Origin of the sequence: Vibrio sp. 10N.286.49.E11 (assembly GCF_041469505.1) — a bacterium.
Classification (GTDB): Bacteria; Pseudomonadota; Gammaproteobacteria; order Enterobacterales; family Vibrionaceae; genus Vibrio; species Vibrio crassostreae_C.
On record NZ_JBFRKQ010000038.1, the window covers coordinates 13,517 to 36,110 of the forward strand.

The following is a 22,594-nucleotide window of genomic DNA, read 5'->3' on the forward strand; positions in this document are numbered from 1 at the left end:
CCTGCCAGTGTGTTCCCAGTAAAGGAAAAAGAGCGGCGTAAAGCCGCTCATTGTTCTTTGCCTAGATATTTCTGTGTTTTCGAATAGCTAAGGCTTTCTTTAGTTTAGGCTATTTAGCGTTAACGCGACGCTCAATTGCATCCATTAATTTACCTGTAACTGAAATATCAAAAGCGGCTTCAATTTCACGGATACAAGTAGGGCTAGTCACGTTAATTTCAGTCAGCTTGTCGCCGATAACATCAAGCCCAACAAAGATTAAGCCTTTCTCTTTCAGTGCTGGAGCAACTGCTCTTGCGATAGCCCAGTCTGTTTCACTTAGAGGACGAGCTTCACCTGTACCGCCAGCAGCAAGGTTACCTCGAGTTTCCCCTTTTGCAGGAATACGCGCTAGACAGTAAGGCATTGGCTCACCGTCAACCACAAGAATACGCTTATCACCATTGCTGATGTCTGGAACAAAAGTTTGTGCCATTGCGTAGTTCTGACCGTGGTTGGTCAAGGTTTCAATAATAACTGATACGTTTGGATCGCCTTCTTTCACACGGAAGATAGACGCGCCGCCCATGCCATCAAGTGGTTTTAGAATCACGTCGCCGTGTTCTTCTCGGAACGCTTTAATTTTTTCAGCTTTACGAGTCACGATGGTGGTCGGTGTCAGTTCAGGGAACCATGCCGTGAACAACTTCTCGTTACAGTCACGTAGGCTTTGTGGTTTGTTGACGATCAGTGCGCCGTTCTCTTCAGCACGCTCAAGAATGTAAGTTGCGTAGATGTACTCAGTATCAAACGGAGGATCTTTACGCATTAGTACCGCATCTAAATCGGATAGCGCGATAGTCTGTTCTGATTTGAACTCGTACCAACCGTTTGGATCTTCTTTTAGTTCAACAACCTTAGTGTCAGCAATGGCTACGCCTTGATCTAAATGTAGATCATCCATTTCCATGTAATGGATTTCGTAACCACGACGCTGAGCTTCAAGCATCATGGCAAAGCTAGAGTCTTTTTTGATGTTAATGGATGAAATTGGATCCATTACGATGCCAAGTTTGATCATTTTTTTCTCCTAGCCTAGATCGCCAAAACGGACTTGTAAGGCAGTAATTGCGGTTAGAGCTGCTGTTTCGGTACGAAGTACACGTGGGCCGAGTAGCGTCTCTTCAAATTTGTATTGTTCTGTCATGCCGATTTCTTCAGCCGACAAGCCACCTTCAGGGCCGATCAATAGGCGTACCTTACTGATAGGTTCTGGAAGGGTATTAATTGAGTATTTTGCACGAGGATGTAAGTTCAGCTTTAATGCTTCACTCGGTTCGCTACACCACTCTTCAAGTTGCATGATAGGGCGAATGACTGGAACCGTATTGCGGCCACACTGTTCACACGCCGCGATAGCAATCTTTTGCCACTGTGCGAGTTTTTTCTCGAAGCGTTTTGTATCAAGCTTAACGCCACAGCGCTCTGAAATTAAAGGGGTAATGGTGTTCACACCAAGCTCAACCGATTTCTGAATCGTGAACTCCATTTTGTCGCCACGTGAAATCACTTGGCCTAAATGTAAGTCTAACGGAGATTCGCTGCTGCGTTCGATGCGTTCAGAAACATTAACGGTGACATTTTTCTTTGATACTTCGGCTATCGTCGCAGGGAATTCAGCGCCACTGCCATCAAATAGAAGGACTTCTTGGTCTTCTTTCATGCGAAGGACACGACCAACATGACCCGCGGCATCTTCGCCTAAAGCGAGTGAACCTAACTGATGAATGCGTTCTGGGTGATGAATACGAGGGATTCTCATGCTGGTAAACCTATAAATATGTTCATTTGGGTATTTTGTCTCTGCCTAACATGGATGCTTTTAGTTGAAAAAACAAGGGTAGAGCAAGAGTTTCAGGGGCAATTCTGAAACTCTTGTTTGAGATAGTTAGGAATGTTGATTGTACGAGCGACGTTATTTACAAGCAGGGTAAACAAATGGGTTGTGATTACCTTGGATGGCATAGATTCGCTCATCACGAGTACATTCCCACTTGTCGACAGGAAATTGCTTGTTCCACGCCATCATTAGGTTGGTTTGTTGCTTAGATAGTTTGAAACCATACTCTTGGCTCATGTAAAGGTAAGTACGCGCGATAGAGCCTTTTGCTCTGTCTGGCGGCATAACTTTACGCTGCTTGAAGTTGACCTGCATTTCACACTGACCATAGCTCACGCCATCCATTCCATTCCACTGGCTGAAGTTGTAGTTCGAACGGTCACCATTTACTTCACCGATAGCTGGCGTTAGGTTGTGGAGATCGGCTTCCATGGATTTGAATATTTTGTCATTGCGAGTGCAGTTCTTGCGCCCACCATCTTGCCAACACTGACGCTGGTGGCCAAATTGCCAAGCTGGAACCACGTGTTCCCACTCAATTCGACTCGCCCGCTTTTGTTGTTTTCGGACTTGATAGCCACAGCCATCAAGGTCGGGAATGCCTTTCTTTTTGTCCTTCCATGTAATGTCACAGCCGCAATAAAATGAAGTCGGATGGTCGAGGTAAATCTTCACCGCTTCTCTTTTTGCTTTGGAAAATGAGCTCGGTGGTGCGGCGAGAACGCTTTGGGTTACCAGTAGGCCAAATACTATTGTTAAGTAAAAAGATACAGGTAGGCCAAATGCTTTGAAGGTGAGTTTTTGCATAGAAAAAGACTGATAAAAGTATGATAAACATCAGTCTAGCACTCAAATGTTAGATCTCTCTATTAGATTTGTTCTACCGAGTAAATCAACCTGTCACTAGCTTAGTTGAGTTCCCGTGAAAGCTAAGGTTTGCTGGCACAATTGGCAGCGGTAGGTCGATTGATTCCGAAGTACTTTGTTGTGTCGTCTGATTGATAATGGGTAAGTGGTGCACTCACATCGATATTCAAAGGTTTTCCCTTGAACTGACGCGATTTCAAAGCTGTGAGTTGTTCTGGCTGGCACGTTGAATACTTTTTCCATCACGTATTTCCACTCGTTTCCGTGAGGCCTAACACGTCCGAAAACCTGATGCGTGATCAGGTGTGCGAGTTCATGTGGCACAACCTCGTTGATGAAGGCATCTTCATTTTCAGAAAATAGTACGTGGTTGAGCTTAATTTCGTTGAGCTGAAGGTAGGCCTTTCCCGCCGCTTTGCCTCTTAACTTGAAGGTGATAGTTGGGTGTGGAAATTCACGAGAGAAATGTTGATTTGCGATAGCTAGGCATTCGGCCAATTTCTTATTTGCTCGGTGTTGTTGCGGGGTGTAAGACAAACGTTGTTAACTCCAAATAAAAGGCCTCAGCGTTTAAACCAAGGCCTAATCATAACATTGCTTGTTGATCTAGCGATGCTTTACACGTGATGTTTTTTCTTAATGATCTCGTGATAAGCGTGCCATGTAGCATAGCCAAGTAGCGGCATGGTGACGATCATTCCGATGCCGTAGGTGGCAAAACCCACCAAAATACCGGCACAAATAATACTCGCCCAAACCACCATTGCAGGGATGTTCGATTTCACGGCATTAAAGCTAGTGAAAATCGCACTCATCACATCAACGCGTCTCTCCATCATTAACGGAATTGAAAATGCTGAGATGCTAAATATGAGGCTTGCGATAACAAAACCAATCACAGAACCCGTAATTAAGAAGGGAGCGAACTCAGCCAATGGTGCGCCTTGCACTGAAGGGTAGAGCGCGTGCAATAACGCAGCGATACGCATCCAGAATATCATCGCAACCATCAACACAATCGCAAAGGCCCATTGGTGGGTCGAGTTGCGAGTGATGGCTTTCATTGAGTGCAGTAGGCTGGCGTTATGGCCTTTTTCTCTTTCCCAAGCTGCGTCATACAAGCCTAGGGCAAGAAACGGCCCTATCAGCATGTACACGATCAGGCTTGGCATCACGACTAAGTGTGTTCCTTGCCATTGGACAAGTTGAACAATCGCAATTGCCGCTCCCATAAAGCACAATCCGTAAAATGCGCTGATTAATGGCATTCTTACTAAGTCATGCAGAGCAAGCGACAACCAATGAAAGGGTGCGGAAATACTGATTTGGTTACAAGGAATGGTGCGAGCGTAATCCTTATCGCTGACCTTGTGTTTTTTATCGTTCAGTTCGGATGGGTGCGCGGTACGAGGCATAGATCCCCCTAGTTAAATAACGTCCTAGTTATAATTCCATAAGGCTCATCGATGTGGCTTGTGTGAGAGTTATGGTGTTGAGCTAAATTGCTCTTTGTCATCCCAGTTTTTGTTCTAGCGTGCATTTAACGAGCGTTATCAGGCTGAATTAATTTAAGTTAAATGTGAGCTTGATCTCTTAGGAGTTACCTTAACTATTGTCAGTAGTGTTAGAAAACACAAATTATCAGCGGTTTTTTATACTAAGTGGTTAACGGTAAAGAAGGGCATTAGAGAAGAGAATGGCGAGTGAAAGTAAGGTAAGTACATAAAAATAAAGCCCTTACTAAGAAGTAAGGGCTTTAAAGAAACAAATCGCAGTGGCTAAATTATTTTAGGCCAGCGAAGTCCGCAAGGATTGCTGCTTTGTCAGTCGCTTCCCAAGGGAACTCTTCACGACCGAAGTGGCCGTATGCAGCAGTCTGCTTGTAGATAGGCTGAAGAAGGTTCAACATCTCTTGAAGACCGTATGGACGTAGGTCGAAGTTTTGACGAACCGCTTCAATGATGATTTCGTGAGCTACTTTCTCAGTACCAAACGTTTCAACCATGATAGATGTTGGATCTGCAACACCGATAGCGTAAGACAGTTGAATCTCACAACGGTCAGCCATGCCAGCAGCTACGATGTTTTTCGCAACGTAACGTGCTGCGTAAGCTGCAGAACGGTCAACTTTTGATGGATCTTTACCAGAGAATGCACCGCCACCGTGACGAGCTGCGCCGCCGTAGGTATCAACGATGATCTTACGACCTGTTAGACCACAGTCACCCATTGGGCCACCGATTACGAAACGGCCTGTTGGGTTGATGAAGAAGTTAGTGTCTTTGTTGATCCACTCAGCAGGAAGTACTGGCTTGATGATCTCTTCCATTACTGCTTCACGTAGGTCAGGTGTTGTTACGGAATCGCAGTGTTGAGTCGAAAGAACAACAGCGTCGATACCAACGATCTTACCTTGGTCGTACTGGAACGTAACTTGAGATTTCGCATCAGGGCGAAGGAAGTCAAGTTTACCGCTCTTACGTACTTCAGCTTGCTTCTTAACAAGAAGGTGAGAGTAAGTAATTGGAGCCGGCATTAGGATTGGTGTTTCGTTAGTCGCGTAACCAAACATGATGCCTTGGTCGCCTGCGCCTTGCTCTTTAGGGTCTTCTTTATCAACACCTTGGTTGATGTCTGGAGACTGCTTACCAATTGTGTTTAGAACAGCACAAGAGTCAGCGTCAAAGCCCATATCAGAATGAACGTAACCAATTTCACGTACTGTTTCACGAGTGATTTCTTCGATATCAACCCATGCAGACGTTGTTACTTCACCGCCAACCATAACCATGCCGGTTTTAACGTAAGTCTCACAAGCAACACGTGCTTTTGGATCTTGTTCCAAGATGGCATCAAGAACAGCATCAGAGATTTGGTCTGCAATTTTATCTGGATGGCCTTCTGAAACAGATTCAGAAGTGAATAGGTGCTTAGCCATGAGAGCTCCACTTTTAGTTTTTGGTGTAAATAGTTTATGGCGTCGCAAGCTAGGAAGCGCGCCATTAAATACAGTATATTTTGTAGGTGTTTCTACATCTAGACGGCTATTCTAAATTCCAGCGGTCGAATTACAAGCTCTTTTTTATGATATGTCATAACTAATCGTTTGCGTATCGATTGAGATAAGCCACTGCCAAGTGATGTAAATGTTCGAAAATTGCGAAAAATGACCGTTAAAATGCCAGTAAAACGTTTGCAGTCGCAATAGTCGTTTGAGAGAATACCCGCGCTAATTAAAATGAAAACATTAGCACTATCTCTTTTTTAAATCGCTTATGTATCCAGGAGCAGACATGCCTTCTCGTAAAGATCTAGCCAATGCAATCCGCGCACTTAGCATGGACGGTGTTCAACAAGCAAATTCAGGCCACCCAGGCGCACCTATGGGTATGGCTGACATCGCTGAAGTTCTTTGGCGTGGCCACTTGAACCACAACCCAGCAAACCCAGAGTGGGCTGACCGCGACCGTTTTATCCTGTCTAACGGCCATGGTTCAATGTTGATTTACTCTCTGCTTCACCTTGCAGGCTACGAGCTTTCAATTGAAGATCTGAAAAACTTCCGTCAACTGCACTCTAAGACTCCTGGTCACCCAGAGTACGGTTACGCTCCTGGTATCGAGACAACGACGGGTCCTCTAGGTCAAGGCATCACTAACGCTGTTGGTATGGCAATGGCAGAGAAAGCACTGGCTGCACAGTTCAACAAAGAAGGCCACGACATCGTAGACCACTACACTTATGCATTCATGGGTGATGGCTGTCTGATGGAAGGTATCTCTCACGAAGCATGTTCACTAGCTGGTACGCTAGGTCTTGGTAAGCTGGTTGCTTTCTGGGATGACAACGGTATCTCTATCGATGGTGAAGTGGAAGGTTGGTTCTCTGACGATACTCCTAAGCGTTTTGAAGCATACGGCTGGCACGTAATCCCAGCAGTAGACGGTCACGATCCGGAAGCAATCAATGCAGCTATCGAAGCAGCTAAAGCAGACCCTCGTCCAACGCTTATCTGTACTAAAACTATCATCGGTTTTGGTTCTCCAAACAAAGCTGGTACGCACGACTGCCATGGCGCTCCACTAGGTGCTGATGAAATTACAGCAACTAAAGCAGCACTTGGTTGGGAACACGGTCCTTTCGAAATCCCAGCAGATATCGCAGCTGAGTGGAATGCGAAAGAAGCGGGCGCAGCAAAAGAAGCGGCGTGGAATGCTAAGTTTGACGCATACGCAGCGACTTACCCAGAGCTAGCAGCAGAATTCAAACGTCGTACTAACGGCGAACTTCCAGCTGAGTGGGAAGAGAAAGCAAACGCAATCATTGCTGATCTTCAAGCTAACCCAGCAAACATCGCTTCACGTAAAGCATCTCAAAACGCATTAGAAGCGTTTGGTCAAATGCTACCAGAATTCATGGGTGGCTCTGCTGACCTTGCGCCTTCTAACCTAACTATGTGGTCTGGTTCTAAGTCTCTTGAAGCAACTGACTTCTCTGGTAACTACATCCACTACGGTGTACGTGAATTCGGTATGACGGCTATCATGAACGGCATCGCTCTGCACGGTGGTTTCGTACCATACGGCGCAACGTTCCTAATGTTCATGGAATACGCGCGTAACGCAATGCGTATGGCTGCTCTGATGAAAGTTCAGAACATCCAAGTTTACACGCACGACTCTATCGGCTTAGGCGAAGATGGTCCTACTCACCAACCGGTTGAACAGATCGCTTCTCTACGTCTAACGCCAAACATGAGCACATGGCGCCCATGTGACCAAGTTGAGTCTGCTGTTGCTTGGAAACTGGCTATTGAGCGTAAAGATGGTCCTTCATCTTTAATCTTCTCTCGTCAAAACCTTGCACAACAAGATCGTAATGCTGAGCAAGTAGCTAACATCGCTAAGGGTGGTTACATCCTGAAAGATTGTGAAGGCAAGCCTGAGCTAATCATCATTGCAACAGGTTCTGAAGTTGAGCTTGCTGTTGAAGCTGCTGCACAGTTAACCGCTGAAGGTAAAGCAGTACGCGTAGTATCTATGCCTGCAACTGACGCGTTCGACAAGCAAGATGCTGAATACCGTGAGTCTGTACTTCCATCTGACGTTACTGCTCGTATCGCAGTAGAAGCTGGCATCGCTGACTTCTGGTACAAGTACGTTGGTTTCGGTGGCAAGATCATCGGTATGACAACGTTCGGCGAATCTGCACCAGCAGGCGAGCTATTCAAGATGTTCGGTTTCACTACTGAAAACGTAGTAAACACCGCGAAAGAGCTTCTTGCTTAATCATTGATTGCTAGCTTAGTGCTAACAATGAAATGAATAAAAAAACCGAGCGCTGAGCTCGGTTTTTTGTCTCTGGGATTTGTTTCTCCTAGACTCATCTCTATAAGCAACAGATCAATCTGTCATGAACAAGCTGAGTTATTCAAGTAATGCCTTTTGGGTAGGATTCAGTTATCATCTGTTGCACGAAATTTTGGTTAGATGTACGGAACTATGCTAAAAGTCGCGATAAATGGATTTGGACGAATAGGGCGTAATGTATTGCGCGCTGTCTATGAAAGTGGCAAAAGCCAACAAATCAAAGTAGTAGCGGTCAATGAGCTTGCTCAGCCTGACGCTATGGCTCACCTATTGCAGTACGACACCAGTCACGGCCGCTTCGGTAAGAAAATCTCTAACGATCAAGAGCACATTTATGTCCATCATGGCATTGGTGCTGAAGACAAGGGTGAGTTTGATACCATTCGTATCTTACATCTTGCTGATATTGAGCTGTTGCCTTGGCGTGACCTTGAGGTGGATATCGTTCTCGATTGTACCGGTGTTTATGGTTGTCGAGATGACGGCCTCGCGCACATTGCTGCAGGGGCGAAAAAGGTACTGTTTTCTCACCCCGGTGCCAATGACCTCGATAACACCATTATCTATGGTGTGAACCACGATACCATCGAAGCGGACCACCAAATCGTTTCCAATGGTTCGTGCACCACCAACTGTATTGTCCCTATCATTAAGGTTCTTGATGACGCCTTTGGTATCGAGTCCGGTACGATTACGACTATTCACTCTTCAATGAATGATCAACAAGTTATCGATGCGTACCACAGCGATTTGCGTCGTACTCGAGCAGCAAGCCAATCGATCATTCCTGTCGATACCAAGTTGCATAAAGGTATTGAAAGAATCTTCCCGAAATTTTCCAACAAATTTGAAGCTATATCTGTGCGTGTGCCGACGGTAAACGTAACAGCGATGGATTTAAGTGTCACAATTAATGCAAATGTGAAAGTTAATGACGTAAATCAAACCATTGTTAATGCATCCCAGTGTACATTACACAATATAGTTGACTATACTGAAGCGCCGCTCGTTTCCATCGACTTTAATCACGATCCCCATAGCGCAATCGTTGATGGTTCACAAACGCGAGTGAGCAACGGCCACTTAGTTAAAATGCTAGTGTGGTGTGATAATGAATGGGGCTTTGCGAACCGAATGCTGGATACGGTTCTTGCAATGCAAGCTTCTGAAGGCAAGAAGTAAGACCTAGAAGCAAATGTGCGGATTATTTATTTTTTAGCTTGAAATAAATACTAAGAGTCCACATATTATTAGTAGTGAAAGAATTACCAGTTGAATAATTTATAGGCTTAGCAGGGTTGCTGAGTTTCCAAAACTTTATATTTATTTAAATTTGAGAGGACAAATCATGTCTGTGATCAAGATGACTGACCTGGAACTTGCAGGTAAACGCGTATTTATCCGTGCTGACCTAAACGTACCAGTAAAAGACGGTAAAGTAACTTCAGATGCACGTATCCTTGCATCTCTACCAACTATCAAACTTTGCCTAGAAGCTGGCGCAAAGGTAATGGTTACTTCTCACCTTGGTCGTCCTACTGAAGGCGAATACAACGAAGAGTTCTCTCTAGCTCCTGTAGTTAACTACCTAAACGACGCACTAGACTGCGAAGTTAAACTAGCTAAAGATTACGTAAACGGCCTAGAGCTAAACGCTGGTGAACTTGTTGTTCTTGAAAACGTTCGTTTCAACAAAGGCGAGAAGAAGAACGAAGAAGCACTTTCTAAGCAATACGCTGCACTATGTGACATCTTTGTAATGGATGCATTCGGTACAGCTCACCGTGCTCAAGCTTCTACACACGGCGTTGGTACTTACGCTCCTGTAGCATGTGCTGGCCCTCTTCTAGCTGCTGAGCTTGAAGCGCTTGGTAAAGCAATGGACAACCCAGCTCGCCCACTAGTGGCTATTGTTGGTGGTTCTAAAGTTTCTACTAAACTAACCGTTCTAGAATCTCTTTCTAAAATTGCTGACCAGCTTGTTGTTGGTGGTGGTATCGCGAACACATTCATCGCTGCTGAAGGCCACAACGTAGGTAAGTCTCTATACGAAGCTGACCTAGTTGAAACGGCTCAAAAGCTAATGAAAGAGTGTGCTATCCCAGTAGCAACTGACGTTGCATGTGCTAAAGCATTCGACGAAAACGCAGAAGCTGAAATCAAGCACGTTTCTGAAGTTCAAGACGACGACATGATCTTCGACCTTGGTCCAGATTCAACTGCGGCACTAGCTGAAATCATCGGCAACGCGAAAACAATCCTTTGGAACGGCCCTGTAGGCGTATTCGAATTCAAGAACTTCGAAGCGGGTACAGCTGGTATCTCTAAAGCAATCGCTGAGTCTGCAGGTTTCTCTGTAGCAGGTGGTGGTGACACGCTAGCAGCTATCGATAAGTTCGGTATCAAAGCTGACGTTTCTTACATCTCTACTGGCGGTGGCGCTTTCCTTGAATTCGTTGAAGGTAAAGTACTTCCTGCAGTAGCAATGCTTGAAGAGCGTGCTAAAGCATAATTGATTTAGAAAGGCGAGATGTGAATCTCGCCTTTTAACGTTTGCTGCATATCACACTTTTTTGCTAGAATGGCATAAGTTGTGAGCAAACGATTGCAAGTTTTTAAACTTAAGTTTTTTAATCTTAAAACGATAGAATAAATAGGACTATTTCCATGTCTAAGATCTTCGATTTTGTAAAACCTGGTGTGATTTCTGGCGATGACGTACAGAAAGTATTTGAAGTAGCAAAAGAAAACAAATTTGCTCTTCCTGCTGTAAACGTTGTTGGTACTGACTCTGTAAACGCAGTACTAGAAGCAGCTGCTAAAGTTAAAGCTCCAGTAGTTGTTCAGTTCTCTAACGGCGGCGCTGCATTCTTCGCAGGTAAAGGCGTTAAACTTGAAGGTCAAGGCGCACAAGTTCTTGGCGCTGTAGCTGGTGCAAAATACGTACACGCTGTAGCTGAAGCTTACGGTGTTCCAGTTATCCTGCACACTGACCACGCTGCTAAGAAACTTCTTCCATGGATCGACGGTCTACTAGACGCTGGTGAAGAGTTCTTCGCACAAACTGGTAAGCCTCTATTCTCTTCTCACATGCTAGACCTTTCTGAAGAGTCTCTAGAAGAGAACATCGAAACATGTGCTAAGTACCTAGAGCGCATGGCTAAAATGAACATGACAATCGAGATCGAACTTGGTTGTACTGGTGGTGAAGAAGACGGCGTTGATAACTCTGATATGGACGCATCTGAGCTTTACACTTCTCCAGAAGACGTAGCATACGCTTACGAGAAACTAATGGCTGTTAGCCCACGTTTCACTATCGCTGCATCTTTCGGTAACGTACACGGTGTTTACCAAGCTGGTAACGTTGTACTTACTCCAACTATCCTACGTGACTCTCAAGCATACTGTGCAGAGAAGTTCGGTATCGCACCTAACGCTCTAAACTTCGTATTCCACGGTGGTTCTGGTTCTTCTGAAGCAGAAATCCAAGAGTCTATCGGCTACGGTGTTATCAAAATGAACATCGATACTGATACACAGTGGGCAACTTGGGACGGTATCCGTCAGTACTCTGCTGACAACTTCGATTTCCTACAAGGTCAAATCGGCAACCCAACTGGCGAAGCTGCTCCAAACAAGAAGTACTACGATCCACGCGTATGGCTACGTGCTGGTCAAGCTTCAATGGTTGCTCGTCTAGAGAAAGCATTTGCTGACCTTAACGCTGTAGACGTACTATAATTCTTTGAATTAAGTACTCTTTAAGTTTTAAAAACCCGCTCATTGAGCGGGTTTTTTTATATCTGATAAAAACTTGTACTAAATATGTGAAAAACCTAGCGTGCGGTGAATAAATTTCGTAGTCTTTTAGTTATCGGTATTTGTGTTTATCGGTAAGTTTTAATAATTCAAAAGCTTACATAAATATGACTTTGCAATCTGTCAAAGATAGGATATCGTGCCGAAAAACTGAACTTGGTTCAGTTTATAAAAAGGACTTGGCTTTAATTTACTTTTAACACAATGACTTAACGGTAATTACACTGTTTATTATATTGCAGAGTAAATGAGGCTTAAGGCAGTTTAGCCCATAGCATATTATATAGAGGATGCACATTATGGCTGATAGTTCGACAGCGATTGAGACTCCACTTGTGGATGGTTTGTCTCAAGCAGAGCAGTGGTTAACAAATAATTCAGATTTATTTATCCAATATGGCGTAAATATCATTTCAGCACTGATAATTCTATTTATTGGTAACCTTATTGTTAAAGCAGTAGCGAATAGCGTGTCTAAGGTTCTTCAGAAGAAGAAAATGGACCGAGCAGTTGTGGAGTTCGTCCATGGTTTAGTTCGTTACTTGTTGTTTGTGATTGTTTTAATTGCTGCACTTGGTCGTTTAGGTGTTCAAACGGCATCTGTAGTTGCTGTTATTGGTGCGGCTGGTTTAGCCGTTGGTCTTGCACTACAAGGCTCACTATCTAACTTTGCTGCTGGTGTACTTATCGTTGCATTCCGTCCATTTAAGTCTGGTGACTATGTGGAAATTGGTGGTGTGGCAGGTTCAGTTGATTCTATTCAAATCTTCCAAACGGTTCTAACAACGCCAGACAACAAAATGGTTGTAGTACCTAACGGTAGCGTTATCGGCAGCCCAATCACAAACTATTCTCGTCATGCGACGCGCCGTATTGATCTAATGATTGGTGTTTCTTACAACGCTGATCTTCAGAAGACAAAAGCGCTACTGACTAAGATCTGTGAATCTGATGAGCGTGTACTGAAAGAACCTGGCGTTCAAGTTGGTGTTCATACGCTTGCTGATTCTTCAGTTAACTTCGTTGTTCGTCCATGGGTTAGCACTGCTGACTACTGGAATGTTTATTTCGACCTGATGCAAGCAATCAAAGAAGGCTTGGATAACGAGGGTATCGAAATTCCATTCCCGCAAATGGATGTACACATGAATAAAGTAGAAGCTTAATTCCTAGTTAGTTTTTATAACTATAAGCTTTTATAAGGAAAGGCGGATAACTTAGGTTATCCGCCTTTTTTGTTGGTTTCATGAAGCTAAATAGATTTACCAGTATTGCTCAATAAGTCCATCGGTAAGCACCGTTGCTATGGCGAACATCATGGTTGCGACTGCGATATCAATGCCTTTCTTAACCTTAGGTTTAGATAGCGTCGGGCCTAGTTTTGCAGCGCCTAATGACAAAGAATAGAACCAGACGAACGAAGCCAATATAGTCCCCATAGCAAATGCAATTCTGTCGTTGCCTTCAAATTGCCCACCAATGGATCCAAGAATTACCACGGTATCCAAATAGAGATGTGGGTTTAATACTGTTACTGCCAATGCCCCTAAAATAACGGTGCGCTTGCCACGCGCTAATATCTCACCTTTCGACTCATCACTGGTGCGCACTTTGAATGCACTGCGTAGTGAGAGCAAACCATACACAGTCAGAAAAGCGATGCCACCTAGTGTCACTGAGGTAAGCAGTAATTCATTTTGCGACAAGATCGCTCCGCCGCCAAAAATGCCTAATGAGATAAACAGAGTATCGAGCAGGCTACAAATCGTTGCTGTCGTTAAATGATGATTGCGTTTTATCCCTTGATTTAGGACGTACGCATTCTGAGCGCCAATAGGGATAATCATACTTGCCCCTAGACCAAAACCTTGTAATAAAACCCAAAAACTCATTTTAACCTCCACTTATTTAACGATATTTACGTGCTATATGGCGAAGATACTCTGACCCTTTAAATAAGTATAATTAATGATTTTAATCCATTATTAGAGTTGCTAATGTGGTGATGAGTTAGCTTAAAAAGGAAGCAAATTGATGCGCGGATTGGATTATAAATGGATTGAAGCACTGGATGCTGTAGTAAAACAACGTAGCTTCGAAAGGGCTGCTGAGCAGTTATATATCTCCCAGTCGGCGGTATCTCAGCGCATCAAACAGTTGGAAAAGTGGTTGGCTCAGCCTGCCTTGGTGAGAGAAAGCCCGCCTAGGCCTACGCCTGCAGGTAAAAAATTACTGGGTTTATATCGCCGTGTTCGTCTGTTAGAGCACGAGCTTGTGCCTGAGTTAATGAATGAAGAGGGAACTCAGCCACTATCTATATCCATAGCCACCAACGCTGATAGTCTAGCGACATGGTTGCTACCTGCTTTGTCGGATGTGATGAAGTCTCGCCAAGTTGAGTTGAACCTAGCGATTCATGGTGAGTCGAGAACCATTGAAAAGATTAAAAGTGGCGAGGTGGCTGGTGCAATCAGTTTGGAGTCTCAAGCGATTCCGGGCTGCAGTGCCGACTATCTCGGTAGGATGGATTATGTGTGTGTGGCTAGCCCTGATTTTCATCAGCGTTACTTTGCAGAGGGCGTAAACTACGCCACCTTAAGCAAAGCGCCTGCGGTTTCCTATGATCAATACGATGATCTGCATAAGAAGTTTCTGCATGATCATTTTAACGTCCCGAGAGACAGTGTGATCAATCATACAGTCGGCAGTTCAGAAGCATTTGTGCGCTTGGCATTATCGGGTGTAGCCTATTGCTTGATCCCCCGATTACAGATTATCGATGAGCTCGAGTCTGGTGCTCTGATTGATATTACCCCTGGCTTTCTGCTCTCTTATCGCATCTATTGGCACCATTGGCAGCTTGAGAGCGGAGTATTAAAAGAGGTATCCCAAGCAATATTGAGTTTTGCTCACAATCACTTACCTCAGTAAACTGTTGGTTTTTTCAGCGTCAAAGTTCTGTTAGAAGTGTGTGCTCTGGATTGGCTAAACGATAAATTGCTCTATGATGAAAGGACATTTGTTTAGCATAGGTCATACCTAATGAAGCTTGTACCAAAGATGTTAGCAACGTCTCTTACTCTTACTGCGGCGTTGAGTGCTGTGAGTTTTCCATCATTGGCTGACTCTCCATCCTTTCCTCATATTTCAACGACAGGCTATGGTGAAGTGATCGCTACACCTGATATGGCGACATTCTCTGTGAGAGTCGTGGAATCGACGATGACTGCTGAACAGGCTAAAAATACCGTTGATAAAGTCGTGACAGGCTTTCTAAACAAGCTACATCAAGCTGGTGTTGATGAGGCGAGTGTACACAGCTCTAACCTGTATTTATCTCCTCAATATCATTACCCGAAAGATGGCAAACCGGAACTGGTTGGCTACCGCGCCTCACGTAATGTGACCGTTCAAGTGACTGAGCTAGCTAATCTTAATGAGTACATGGATATTGCGATTGGAGAAGGCATTAATCAGATCGACAACATCCAACTGCAAGTTCGCGACCAAGCTAAGTATCAAGAGCAAGCGCGCTTAGAAGCCATTAAAGATGCGACATCAAAAGCTAAATCATTGGCGAGTGGTTTTGAGCGCGAGTTAGGTGATGTATGGCGCGTGGATTACAACGCCCAATCTTCTCAGCCAGTACTCATGCGTTCAATGGCGATGGATGCAAGAACAGAGTCGAACTCTTATGAAGACTCAACGATCACCATTCGTGATCGCGTGAATGTGATCTACCAGATCGAAGAGTAATGACAGTGCTATAGAAGGTTTTGGATCATTATGATCTAATTACCTACGATAGGCCAAATGCTAAAAAGGCTCTCATGATGAGAGCCTTTTTTATGCATTTTGAGTGCGATGATTAGTGAAGAAGACGAGCACGGATTGTGCCTTCGATCTCTTTCAGTTTAAGCAGTGCTTCTTCAGAGCGATCGGCTTCTACATCGATAACGACATAACCCATATCAGCCGCAGTCTGTAGGTATTGACCCGCGATGTTGATCCCTTCCTCAGCGAAGATGGTGTTGATCTGAGTTAGGATGCCTGGGCGGTTTTCGTGAATGTGTAATAAACGAGACGTTCCAGTATGCAGTGGTAGTGATACCTCAGGGAAGTTAACACTTGATAGCGTAGAGCCGTTATCAGAGTATTTCGCTAGCTTACCAGCCACTTCAACACCAATGTTCTCTTGTGCTTCTTGAGTTGAACCACCCACGTGAGGCGTTAGGATCACGTTATCGAACTGCATTAATGGAGACTCAAACGGGTCTGCATTGGTTTTTGGTTCTGTAGGAAAAACGTCAATAGCCGCACCTGCAAGGTGTCCAGACTCCAGAGCGCCACACAAAGCAGGAATATCGACTACCGTGCCACGAGCTGCGTTGATAAAGATAGAACCAGGCTTCATGCGCTCGAACTCTTCTTTACCCATCATGTCTTTTGTTTCGTTGGTTTCAGGTACATGCAAAGAGATTACGTCACACTTGTTCAGTAATTCCGTCATGGTATGAACTTGGGTTGCGTTACCTAAAGACAGTTTGTTTTCAATGTCGTAGAAGTAAACACGCATGCCAAGGTTTTCAGCAATAATACCCAGTTGAGTACCGATGTGACCGTAGCCAATAATACCTAAACGCTTACCACGGGCTTCGTAAGAGTTGTCGGCACTCTTTTTCCAGATGCCACGGTGTGCAAGCGCGTTCTTTTCTGGAATGCCACGTAGTAGCAATAGAACCTGACCAAGAACGAGCTCAGCAACGCTTCGAGTGTTTGAGAACGGTGCGTTGAACACAGGGATACCGCGTTTTGCTGCTGCTTGAAGGTTGACTTGGTTAGTACCAATACAGAAACAACCGACGGCAACCAGCTTTTCAGCTGCATCAATAACTTCTTGGGAGATATTAGTGCGAGAACGAATACCAATGAAATGAGCATCTTTTACTGCTTCAAGAAGTTCATCTTCCGGTAGCGAGCCTTTGTGGTACTCAATGTTTGTGTAACCAGCGGCTTGCAGTACTTCTACAGAAGAAGGGTGAAGACCTTCTAGAAGTAGAATTTTAATTTTTTCTTTTTCCAGTGAAACTTTGGCCATTGTTCTCGTCCTTAAAATGGAAAGGTTGGGCAAATGCGGCGCACGTGCTACAAAATGGCTGAAAGGGGAACAAATTCACCACTTTGTTAGGAGACAAACGTTTTCCCTGTGCGTCTTCTGAACAATAAAGTAACAAAAAAAAAATGTTTTGGGTAAGAAAATTACGGAATAAGACATAATTTTACAGCAATAAAGCAAAAAAAACGGCGCCCTAGGGCACCGTATGTAATGAAGTAACAGAAAAACTCAATCTTCTATTATTTATTCTTCGATTTTTGCACCTTCAGGCGTGCCGGTGATAACCACATCAGCACCACGGTGAGCGAACAGACCAACCGTCACCACACCAGCTATACCATTGATGATATCTTCTAGTTGTTTCGGGTTTTCGATCGCCATGCCGTACACATCTAGGATCACGTTGCCGTTATCGGTTGTGCAGCCTTCGCGGTAAACTGGGTCACCACCAAGCTTAACCAACTCACGTGCCACGTATGAACGTGCCATTGGGATTACTTCAACAGGCAGTGGGAATTTACCCAACACATCAACTGCTTTAGTGCCGTCAACAATACACACAAACTTATCAGAGATAGCCGCTACGATTTTTTCACGAGTCAAAGCAGCGCCGCCGCCTTTGATCATATCGCGTGAAGCGTTAATCTCGTCTGCGCCATCAACATAGATGTCTAGTTTGAATACGTCGTTGCACTCAAATACTTTGATTTCTAGTGCTTCTAGTTTTTCAGTAGAGGCTACAGAGCTTGAAACCGCACCTTTGATTTTGTCTTTCATTGTGCCAAGTGCGTCGATGAAGTGATTTACTGTAGAGCCAGTACCTACACCTACAATGCTGCCTTCTTCAACATATTGAAGTGCTGCCCAGCCAGCTGCTTTTTTCATTTCATCTTGAGTCATGCCATTCTCCTGAATAAGGTCTTGCGCTTTGAATTAATCGTTCGCGTATTGAAGTTAACGTTTATATATCGAGGTTAACGTTTGCGGCGCGATTATAGCGCTTTAATGGTTGTTTTCCCATTGCCAAGTTTTACTCGGAGTCACGATTTTAGGTAACGGAATGTCCCATTCTTCAATCGGTAGCGTATCAACATGTTGGCAATCATGAGCCAAACCAATAGGAGCTGCACCTTCGCCCGTCTCGAACCACTTTGCCAAGGTGCGATCGTAATATCCGCCGCCCATACCTAAACGATGGCCATGGGAGTCAAAGCCGACAAGGGGCGTAAGAATAAGGTCGAGTTGCTGACAAGGTTTAACCAGCATTTGATTGAGCTGAGGTTCGACAATACCGTACTTATTCAAGACCGTCGGTGTGGTTGGCGAGTAGTGTAAAAACAGCAGGTGCCCGGCAGAGAAGGGGTGCAATACTGGTAAATAAGTTTGCTTACCTTGCGCCCATAACCATTCGATTAAAGGCTGAGTATCGAGTTCGCCATCGATAGAGATATAGAGGGCAATATGCTGAGCAGACTGAATTTCATCAAGCTGCATGCACTGCTTAACTAAGTCGATACCGGATTGAGTTTGTTGGTCGCCAGATAAGGCATTGCGTTTGATACGGATCTGTTTGCGAAATTCGCTGCGTGTGAGCGTCTTCATAAGAAGGGATACCCCAAAGTGCCGTTGAGAATAGATGGCCCTTGAACCAGCGAGTTCAAGGCGGATCAGCAATGATTACCGTAGGCTTCTCGGTCGGGCCGAGCATGCTCAATAGCACTCAAGTACTAACCCTTAGGGATTGCTTATCGGCTCGGGGACGTGAATCCTCTGACAAACACTCCAGGGTAAATTTTGTGTACGCTATTGCTGTCCGTGCTTAACTTTACTGAGGACATCTGAAAGTGATGTCGTGAGCTGTTCCATTCGCTCGGTCAGTGCGTTTTGTTCATCATTTGCTTCAAACTTCTTGGTTTGTAATTCGTAGCAAATATTCAGAGCTGCGATAGTCAGCAGCTTCACTTCATTGGTTACCTTAGTACGTTCAGCCATCTCTTTCAATCGATTATCAAGATCGGCCGCCGCTGCAATCAATGACTCTTCTTGCCCTGGTGGACAATTCACTCGAGTCAGTTTTCCTAATATTTCAACGTCTACCGCTTGATTACTCATGATGGATGAACTCTTTAACGCGCTATTTTAAGGCTGTTGCCCTTCGCCATTTTTTGAGAAAGAAAAAGTGCAAGTACCGATGAGGAAGCAATCTCCTCTGAGGGAGAAACTATAGGTAAACCGCTATTAAGATTCAAGCTTTTCAGAGTGACTGTTTGTAAATGAGAGCTTGAGCACACAGTAATTCAGCAAATTGAACAATTGGTAGTCAGTCATCCTTCAATTGCTGGGGATCGATGCTTACCAGAATTGGGGTGAAGTGGTACGATTATACTATCGATATAAAGAATAACTGAGCGAGCTATCTGATGAGCGAAACTACTTTACCTGACTACCTAACGGTTGCGACTGAACTTCAATCGGCAAGTCTAGCCGTAACCCCTGCTGAGATGCATGGTTTATTAACGGGTATGTTAAGCGGAGGCTTAAACCTTGCAGATAAAAGCTGGCAACCACTGATCTTCGATTACACCAATGAAGGTATGGGCTGGCCAGATCGCGCGCTAACGCTTGCGGAAGCAACACTGAAAGTCACAACCAGTGAAATCACAGGCTCAGGCATGGAACTGTCTATGCTGCTGCCGGACGAAGACGCAAGCGCAAGCCTATTTGACTTGGCTGATGGTGTGTCTGATTGGATTAACCATTTCATTTCTGGTCTAGGCTTGGTTGGCGCTCAATTGAACAAAGCGTCTGACAGTACAAAAGAAGCATTAGTTGATCTAGAAGAGATGGCCAAGCTAGGCATTGACGAAGATGATGATCTGGAAGAGCAAGCGCAGCTTCTAGAGCACGTTATTGAGCACGTAAAAGCGTGTGCACTAACGATTCATGCTGAATTTGGTGCTCGCCCATCTGAAGATGCGGCGCCTACCATTCATTAATTCGTTGGCCGGTTTGAGGTTATGATGGCTCAGTATGATGTTGTAATTGCTGGTGGCGCAATGGCAGGGGCAACCTTAGCCCTTGCTTTGAATCACCTAAGCCAAGGTTCACTGTCGATTGCGGTAGTGGAGCCTTATCAGGTTGATCATCAAGCTCACCCTAGGTTTGATTCTCGTTCGATTGCTTTGTCCTATGGCACAGTGCAGATCCTGGATTCTTTGCGCTTATGGCAATCTATCGCTCCGGTCGCGACCCCGATTAAAGATATCCATGTTTCGGATCGCGGGCATGCCGGAATGACAGACATCTACAGTGAAGAACTTGCTGTAGATGCGCTTGGCTACGTGGTCGAGTTAGCAGATGTGGGTCGAATCTATCAGCAGAAACTTGAATCAGAAGCGGCAATTACCATGCTTTGTCCTGAGTCTGTTAGTAAAGTTGAACGTGAAGAAGCGTTGACGACGATTGAACTGACAAGTGGGCAAACAGTAACCACTAAGTTACTGGTTGCTGCTGACGGTGCAATCTCAACCTGTTGCCAACAGCTCAATATCTCATTGAGTGAGCATGACTTTGAGCAAGTCGCTGTGATTGCCAATATTGTGGCGAGTGAACCTCACCAAGGTCGCGCATTTGAGCGTTTTACCCATCATGGGCCAGTTGCTCTATTACCGATGAGTGACAACCGTTTATCGCTGGTTTGGTGTTTAACACCAGAGCAAGCACAAAAAGTGATGACGCTAAACGACAATGAATTTCTTGAGCAATTGCAGAATGACTTTGGCTGGCGACTTGGCCGATTAGAGAAGGTCGGCAAGCGCGCGAGTTACCCTCTGATTCTTCGTCACCGACAGCAAAATATCTCTCATCGATTTGCCATTGTTGGTAATGCTGCTCAAACGCTTCACCCAATTGCGGGGCAAGGCTTTAACCTAGGCATCCGAGATGTGGCTTCCTTGGCAGAAGAGTTGTGTACCCAGTTAGATGATGTAGGTCGTTACCGTGGTCTTGTTAACTTTAGAAAGCGTAGAGAACAAGACCGAGACGCAACGATCACGTTGACTTCAAGCCTAGTTCACCTGTTCTCAAACGATTATATGACCGCTCGCATTGGGCGTAATCTTGGGTTAGCCGTAATAGATAACCTTCCACCACTTAAAGGTCCACTTTTGCGTCATACGCTTGGCCTAGTAGAAAGATAAGGTAATAAATAATGATGCAAAGTGTTGATATCGCGATTGTTGGTGGTGGCATGGTTGGCCTAGCGCTTGCTGCTGCCCTAAAAGACAGTGACCTAAGAATCGCTGTCATTGAAGGCAGAGCGCCTAGTGAAGGGCTGAGTGAGCTGCCTGATGTGCGTGTATCCGCGTTGAGTCGTTCTAGTGAAGTGATTCTTCGTAACCTAGGTGCATGGCAAGGTATCGAACAAAGACGCGCTGCACCGTATCAAGCGATGGAAGTGTGGGAACAAGACAGTTTCGCTCGTATTGAGTTTGACTCGACACGCTTGGCTCAGCCTAATCTTGGTCATATCGTTGAAAACCGTGTGATTCAATTAGCGCTGCTTGATCAGGTTAAGAAACAAGACAACGTCAGCCTGTATATGCCCGCAACGTGTAAAACGATGGCGATTGGTGAAAGTGAAGCTTGGTTAATATTGGACAATGGTCAAGCACTGACAGCTAAGTTAGTTGTTGGAGCAGACGGCGCAAACTCTTGGGTTCGTAAGCAGCAAGATATCCCATTAACACATTGGGATTACGGACACAGTGCGATTGTCGCGAACATCAAAACCACAGAGCCGCACCACAGCGTTGCTCGTCAAATCTTCACGCCTCAAGGCCCATTGGCATTCCTACCAATGCAACCAAGCAACATGAGCTCGATTGTTTGGTCTACGGAACCAAATCGTGCCGAGAACCTCGTATCAATGTCGGATGCTGAATTCAACAAGCAGTTAACAGCTGAGTTCGATGCAAAGCTGGGCTTATGTGAAGTGGTTGGTGACCGTTTTGCCTTCCCACTGCGCATGCGTTATGCGCGTGACTTTGCGGTAGAGCGTGTGGCTTTGGTTGGTGATGCTGCTCATACCATTCACCCATTAGCAGGGCAGGGCGTGAACCTTGGCCTATTAGACGCAGCAAGCCTAGCGCAAGAGCTGTTAAAGCTATGGTCTGCGGGTGAAGACATTGGCACCAAGCGTAATCTTCGCGGCTACGAGCGCTGGAGAAAAGCAGAGGCGGCGAAAATGATTGCTTCAATGCAGGGCTTTAAAGATCTGTTTGAAGGCGATAACCCAGCTAAGAAGCTGATTCGTGGCATTGGTATGAAGCTTGCGGGCCAATTACCGGGTGCGAAAGATGAGATCATGAAGCGCGCACTGGGTTTGTCTGGCAATCTTCCTGACTTAGCTAAGCGTCCAGTGACTCATCGATAATGACATAGTGTTCTGGTGGTATATCGAATCATCATTGATACGAAAATTGGTACGAAAAAAGGGTTGGCATAATGCCAACCCTTTTTGTTTGTGCGCCGAGCATGGCG

21 protein-coding genes and 1 other RNA gene are annotated in these 22,594 nt (G+C 45.0%); 10 read left to right on the forward strand and 12 right to left on the reverse strand.

All coding sequences use genetic code 11. The features are described 5' to 3' along the window. Window positions 1-109: 109 nt before the first annotated feature. From gshB to metK, 6 genes are all read right to left on the reverse strand, one after another. Window positions 110-1,060: a glutathione synthase gene (gene gshB, locus AB4167_RS08470; RefSeq protein WP_004735482.1), complete on the reverse strand. Its 951-nt coding sequence runs from the start codon at window positions 1,058-1,060 to the stop codon at window positions 110-112. Between the two features lie 9 nt (window positions 1,061-1,069). Further along, complete coding sequence (rsmE, locus tag AB4167_RS08475) at window positions 1,070-1,801, reverse strand: 16S rRNA (uracil(1498)-N(3))-methyltransferase (RefSeq protein WP_065584115.1); 732 nt, start codon at window positions 1,799-1,801, stop codon at window positions 1,070-1,072. 153 nt (window positions 1,802-1,954) lie between these two features. Beyond that, window positions 1,955-2,686, reverse strand: coding sequence for an endonuclease (locus AB4167_RS08480; RefSeq protein ID WP_017063198.1), 732 nt, complete (start codon window positions 2,684-2,686; stop codon window positions 1,955-1,957). Window positions 2,687-2,782: 96 nt separating this feature from the next. After that, window positions 2,783-3,283: a SprT family zinc-dependent metalloprotease gene (locus AB4167_RS08485; protein ID WP_017062236.1), complete on the reverse strand. Its 501-nt coding sequence runs from the start codon at window positions 3,281-3,283 to the stop codon at window positions 2,783-2,785. 80 nt (window positions 3,284-3,363) lie between these two features. Then, on the reverse strand, window positions 3,364-4,161 hold the full coding sequence (locus tag AB4167_RS08490) for a DUF2189 domain-containing protein (RefSeq protein WP_017062235.1): 798 nt from the start codon (window positions 4,159-4,161) through the stop codon (window positions 3,364-3,366). A 368-nt stretch (window positions 4,162-4,529) separates the two neighbouring features. Beyond that, complete coding sequence (gene metK, locus AB4167_RS08495) at window positions 4,530-5,684, reverse strand: methionine adenosyltransferase (RefSeq protein ID WP_017062234.1); 1,155 nt, start codon at window positions 5,682-5,684, stop codon at window positions 4,530-4,532. A gap of 355 nt (window positions 5,685-6,039) precedes the next feature. Between metK and tkt the strand changes: the two genes are divergently transcribed. From tkt to mscS, 5 genes are all read left to right on the forward strand, one after another. Further along, the gene (gene tkt / locus AB4167_RS08500; RefSeq protein WP_372136401.1) at window positions 6,040-8,034 is read left to right on the forward strand and encodes a transketolase; all 1,995 of its coding nucleotides are present in this window, start codon (window positions 6,040-6,042) and stop codon (window positions 8,032-8,034) included. A gap of 213 nt (window positions 8,035-8,247) precedes the next feature. Next, window positions 8,248-9,297 carry an erythrose-4-phosphate dehydrogenase gene (gene epd, locus AB4167_RS08505; protein ID WP_032545627.1) on the forward strand — a complete coding sequence of 350 codons (1,050 nt, stop codon included), beginning with the start codon at window positions 8,248-8,250 and terminating at the stop codon, window positions 9,295-9,297. 166 nt (window positions 9,298-9,463) lie between these two features. Continuing rightward, window positions 9,464-10,627 carry a phosphoglycerate kinase gene (locus AB4167_RS08510; protein WP_017059064.1) on the forward strand — a complete coding sequence of 388 codons (1,164 nt, stop codon included), beginning with the start codon at window positions 9,464-9,466 and terminating at the stop codon, window positions 10,625-10,627. 155 nt (window positions 10,628-10,782) lie between these two features. Continuing rightward, complete coding sequence (gene fbaA, locus AB4167_RS08515; RefSeq protein WP_010435694.1) at window positions 10,783-11,859, forward strand: class II fructose-bisphosphate aldolase; 1,077 nt, start codon at window positions 10,783-10,785, stop codon at window positions 11,857-11,859. Window positions 11,860-12,236: 377 nt separating this feature from the next. After that, window positions 12,237-13,103, forward strand: coding sequence for a small-conductance mechanosensitive channel MscS (mscS, locus tag AB4167_RS08520; RefSeq protein WP_017063201.1), 867 nt, complete (start codon window positions 12,237-12,239; stop codon window positions 13,101-13,103). 96 nt (window positions 13,104-13,199) lie between these two features. Here the strand turns inward: mscS and AB4167_RS08525 are convergent, their stop codons facing one another. Then, window positions 13,200-13,829, reverse strand: coding sequence for a LysE/ArgO family amino acid transporter (locus AB4167_RS08525; protein WP_017059061.1), 630 nt, complete (start codon window positions 13,827-13,829; stop codon window positions 13,200-13,202). 142 nt (window positions 13,830-13,971) lie between these two features. Between AB4167_RS08525 and AB4167_RS08530 the strand changes: the two genes are divergently transcribed. Both AB4167_RS08530 and AB4167_RS08535 read left to right on the forward strand, forming a co-directional pair. Then, entirely contained in the window at window positions 13,972-14,868 is an 897-nt protein-coding gene (locus AB4167_RS08530; RefSeq protein ID WP_017059060.1) for a LysR family transcriptional regulator ArgP, read from the forward strand. Between the two features lie 111 nt (window positions 14,869-14,979). Continuing rightward, window positions 14,980-15,693, forward strand: a complete 714-nt coding sequence (locus AB4167_RS08535; RefSeq protein ID WP_017059059.1) for an oxidative stress defense protein — start codon at window positions 14,980-14,982, stop codon at window positions 15,691-15,693. A gap of 112 nt (window positions 15,694-15,805) precedes the next feature. On the opposite strand, the gene serA is transcribed toward AB4167_RS08535, so the two are convergent. The 5 genes from serA to zapA all read right to left on the reverse strand — a co-directional run bounded on the left by serA (window position 15,806) and on the right by zapA (window position 19,165). Then, a complete protein-coding gene (gene serA, locus AB4167_RS08540) occupies window positions 15,806-17,035 on the reverse strand; it encodes a phosphoglycerate dehydrogenase (RefSeq protein ID WP_017059058.1) in 1,230 nt (409 codons plus the stop codon). A 261-nt stretch (window positions 17,036-17,296) separates the two neighbouring features. Beyond that, window positions 17,297-17,953: a ribose-5-phosphate isomerase RpiA gene (rpiA, locus tag AB4167_RS08545; RefSeq protein ID WP_048605825.1), complete on the reverse strand. Its 657-nt coding sequence runs from the start codon at window positions 17,951-17,953 to the stop codon at window positions 17,297-17,299. Window positions 17,954-18,055: 102 nt separating this feature from the next. Further along, on the reverse strand, window positions 18,056-18,655 hold the full coding sequence (locus AB4167_RS08550) for a 5-formyltetrahydrofolate cyclo-ligase (protein ID WP_017059056.1): 600 nt from the start codon (window positions 18,653-18,655) through the stop codon (window positions 18,056-18,058). 6 nt (window positions 18,656-18,661) lie between these two features. Beyond that, window positions 18,662-18,845, reverse strand: a non-coding RNA gene (ssrS, locus tag AB4167_RS08555) — 6S RNA. Window positions 18,846-18,856: 11 nt separating this feature from the next. Then, on the reverse strand, window positions 18,857-19,165 hold the full coding sequence (gene zapA, locus AB4167_RS08560) for a cell division protein ZapA (RefSeq protein WP_004735366.1): 309 nt from the start codon (window positions 19,163-19,165) through the stop codon (window positions 18,857-18,859). Between the two features lie 308 nt (window positions 19,166-19,473). Here zapA and AB4167_RS08565 point away from each other — a divergent pair, with 308 nt between their 5' ends. The 3 genes from AB4167_RS08565 to AB4167_RS08575 are packed head-to-tail and all read left to right on the forward strand — an operon-like array spanning window position 19,474 to window position 22,487. After that, complete coding sequence (locus AB4167_RS08565) at window positions 19,474-20,049, forward strand: YecA family protein (RefSeq protein WP_136973763.1); 576 nt, start codon at window positions 19,474-19,476, stop codon at window positions 20,047-20,049. A gap of 24 nt (window positions 20,050-20,073) precedes the next feature. Then, window positions 20,074-21,252, forward strand: coding sequence for a 2-octaprenyl-6-methoxyphenyl hydroxylase (gene ubiH, locus AB4167_RS08570; RefSeq protein WP_136981669.1), 1,179 nt, complete (start codon window positions 20,074-20,076; stop codon window positions 21,250-21,252). An 11-nt stretch (window positions 21,253-21,263) separates the two neighbouring features. Further along, a complete protein-coding gene (locus tag AB4167_RS08575) occupies window positions 21,264-22,487 on the forward strand; it encodes an FAD-dependent 2-octaprenylphenol hydroxylase (RefSeq protein WP_136981611.1) in 1,224 nt (407 codons plus the stop codon). The last annotated feature ends 107 nt before the right edge of the window (window positions 22,488-22,594 follow it).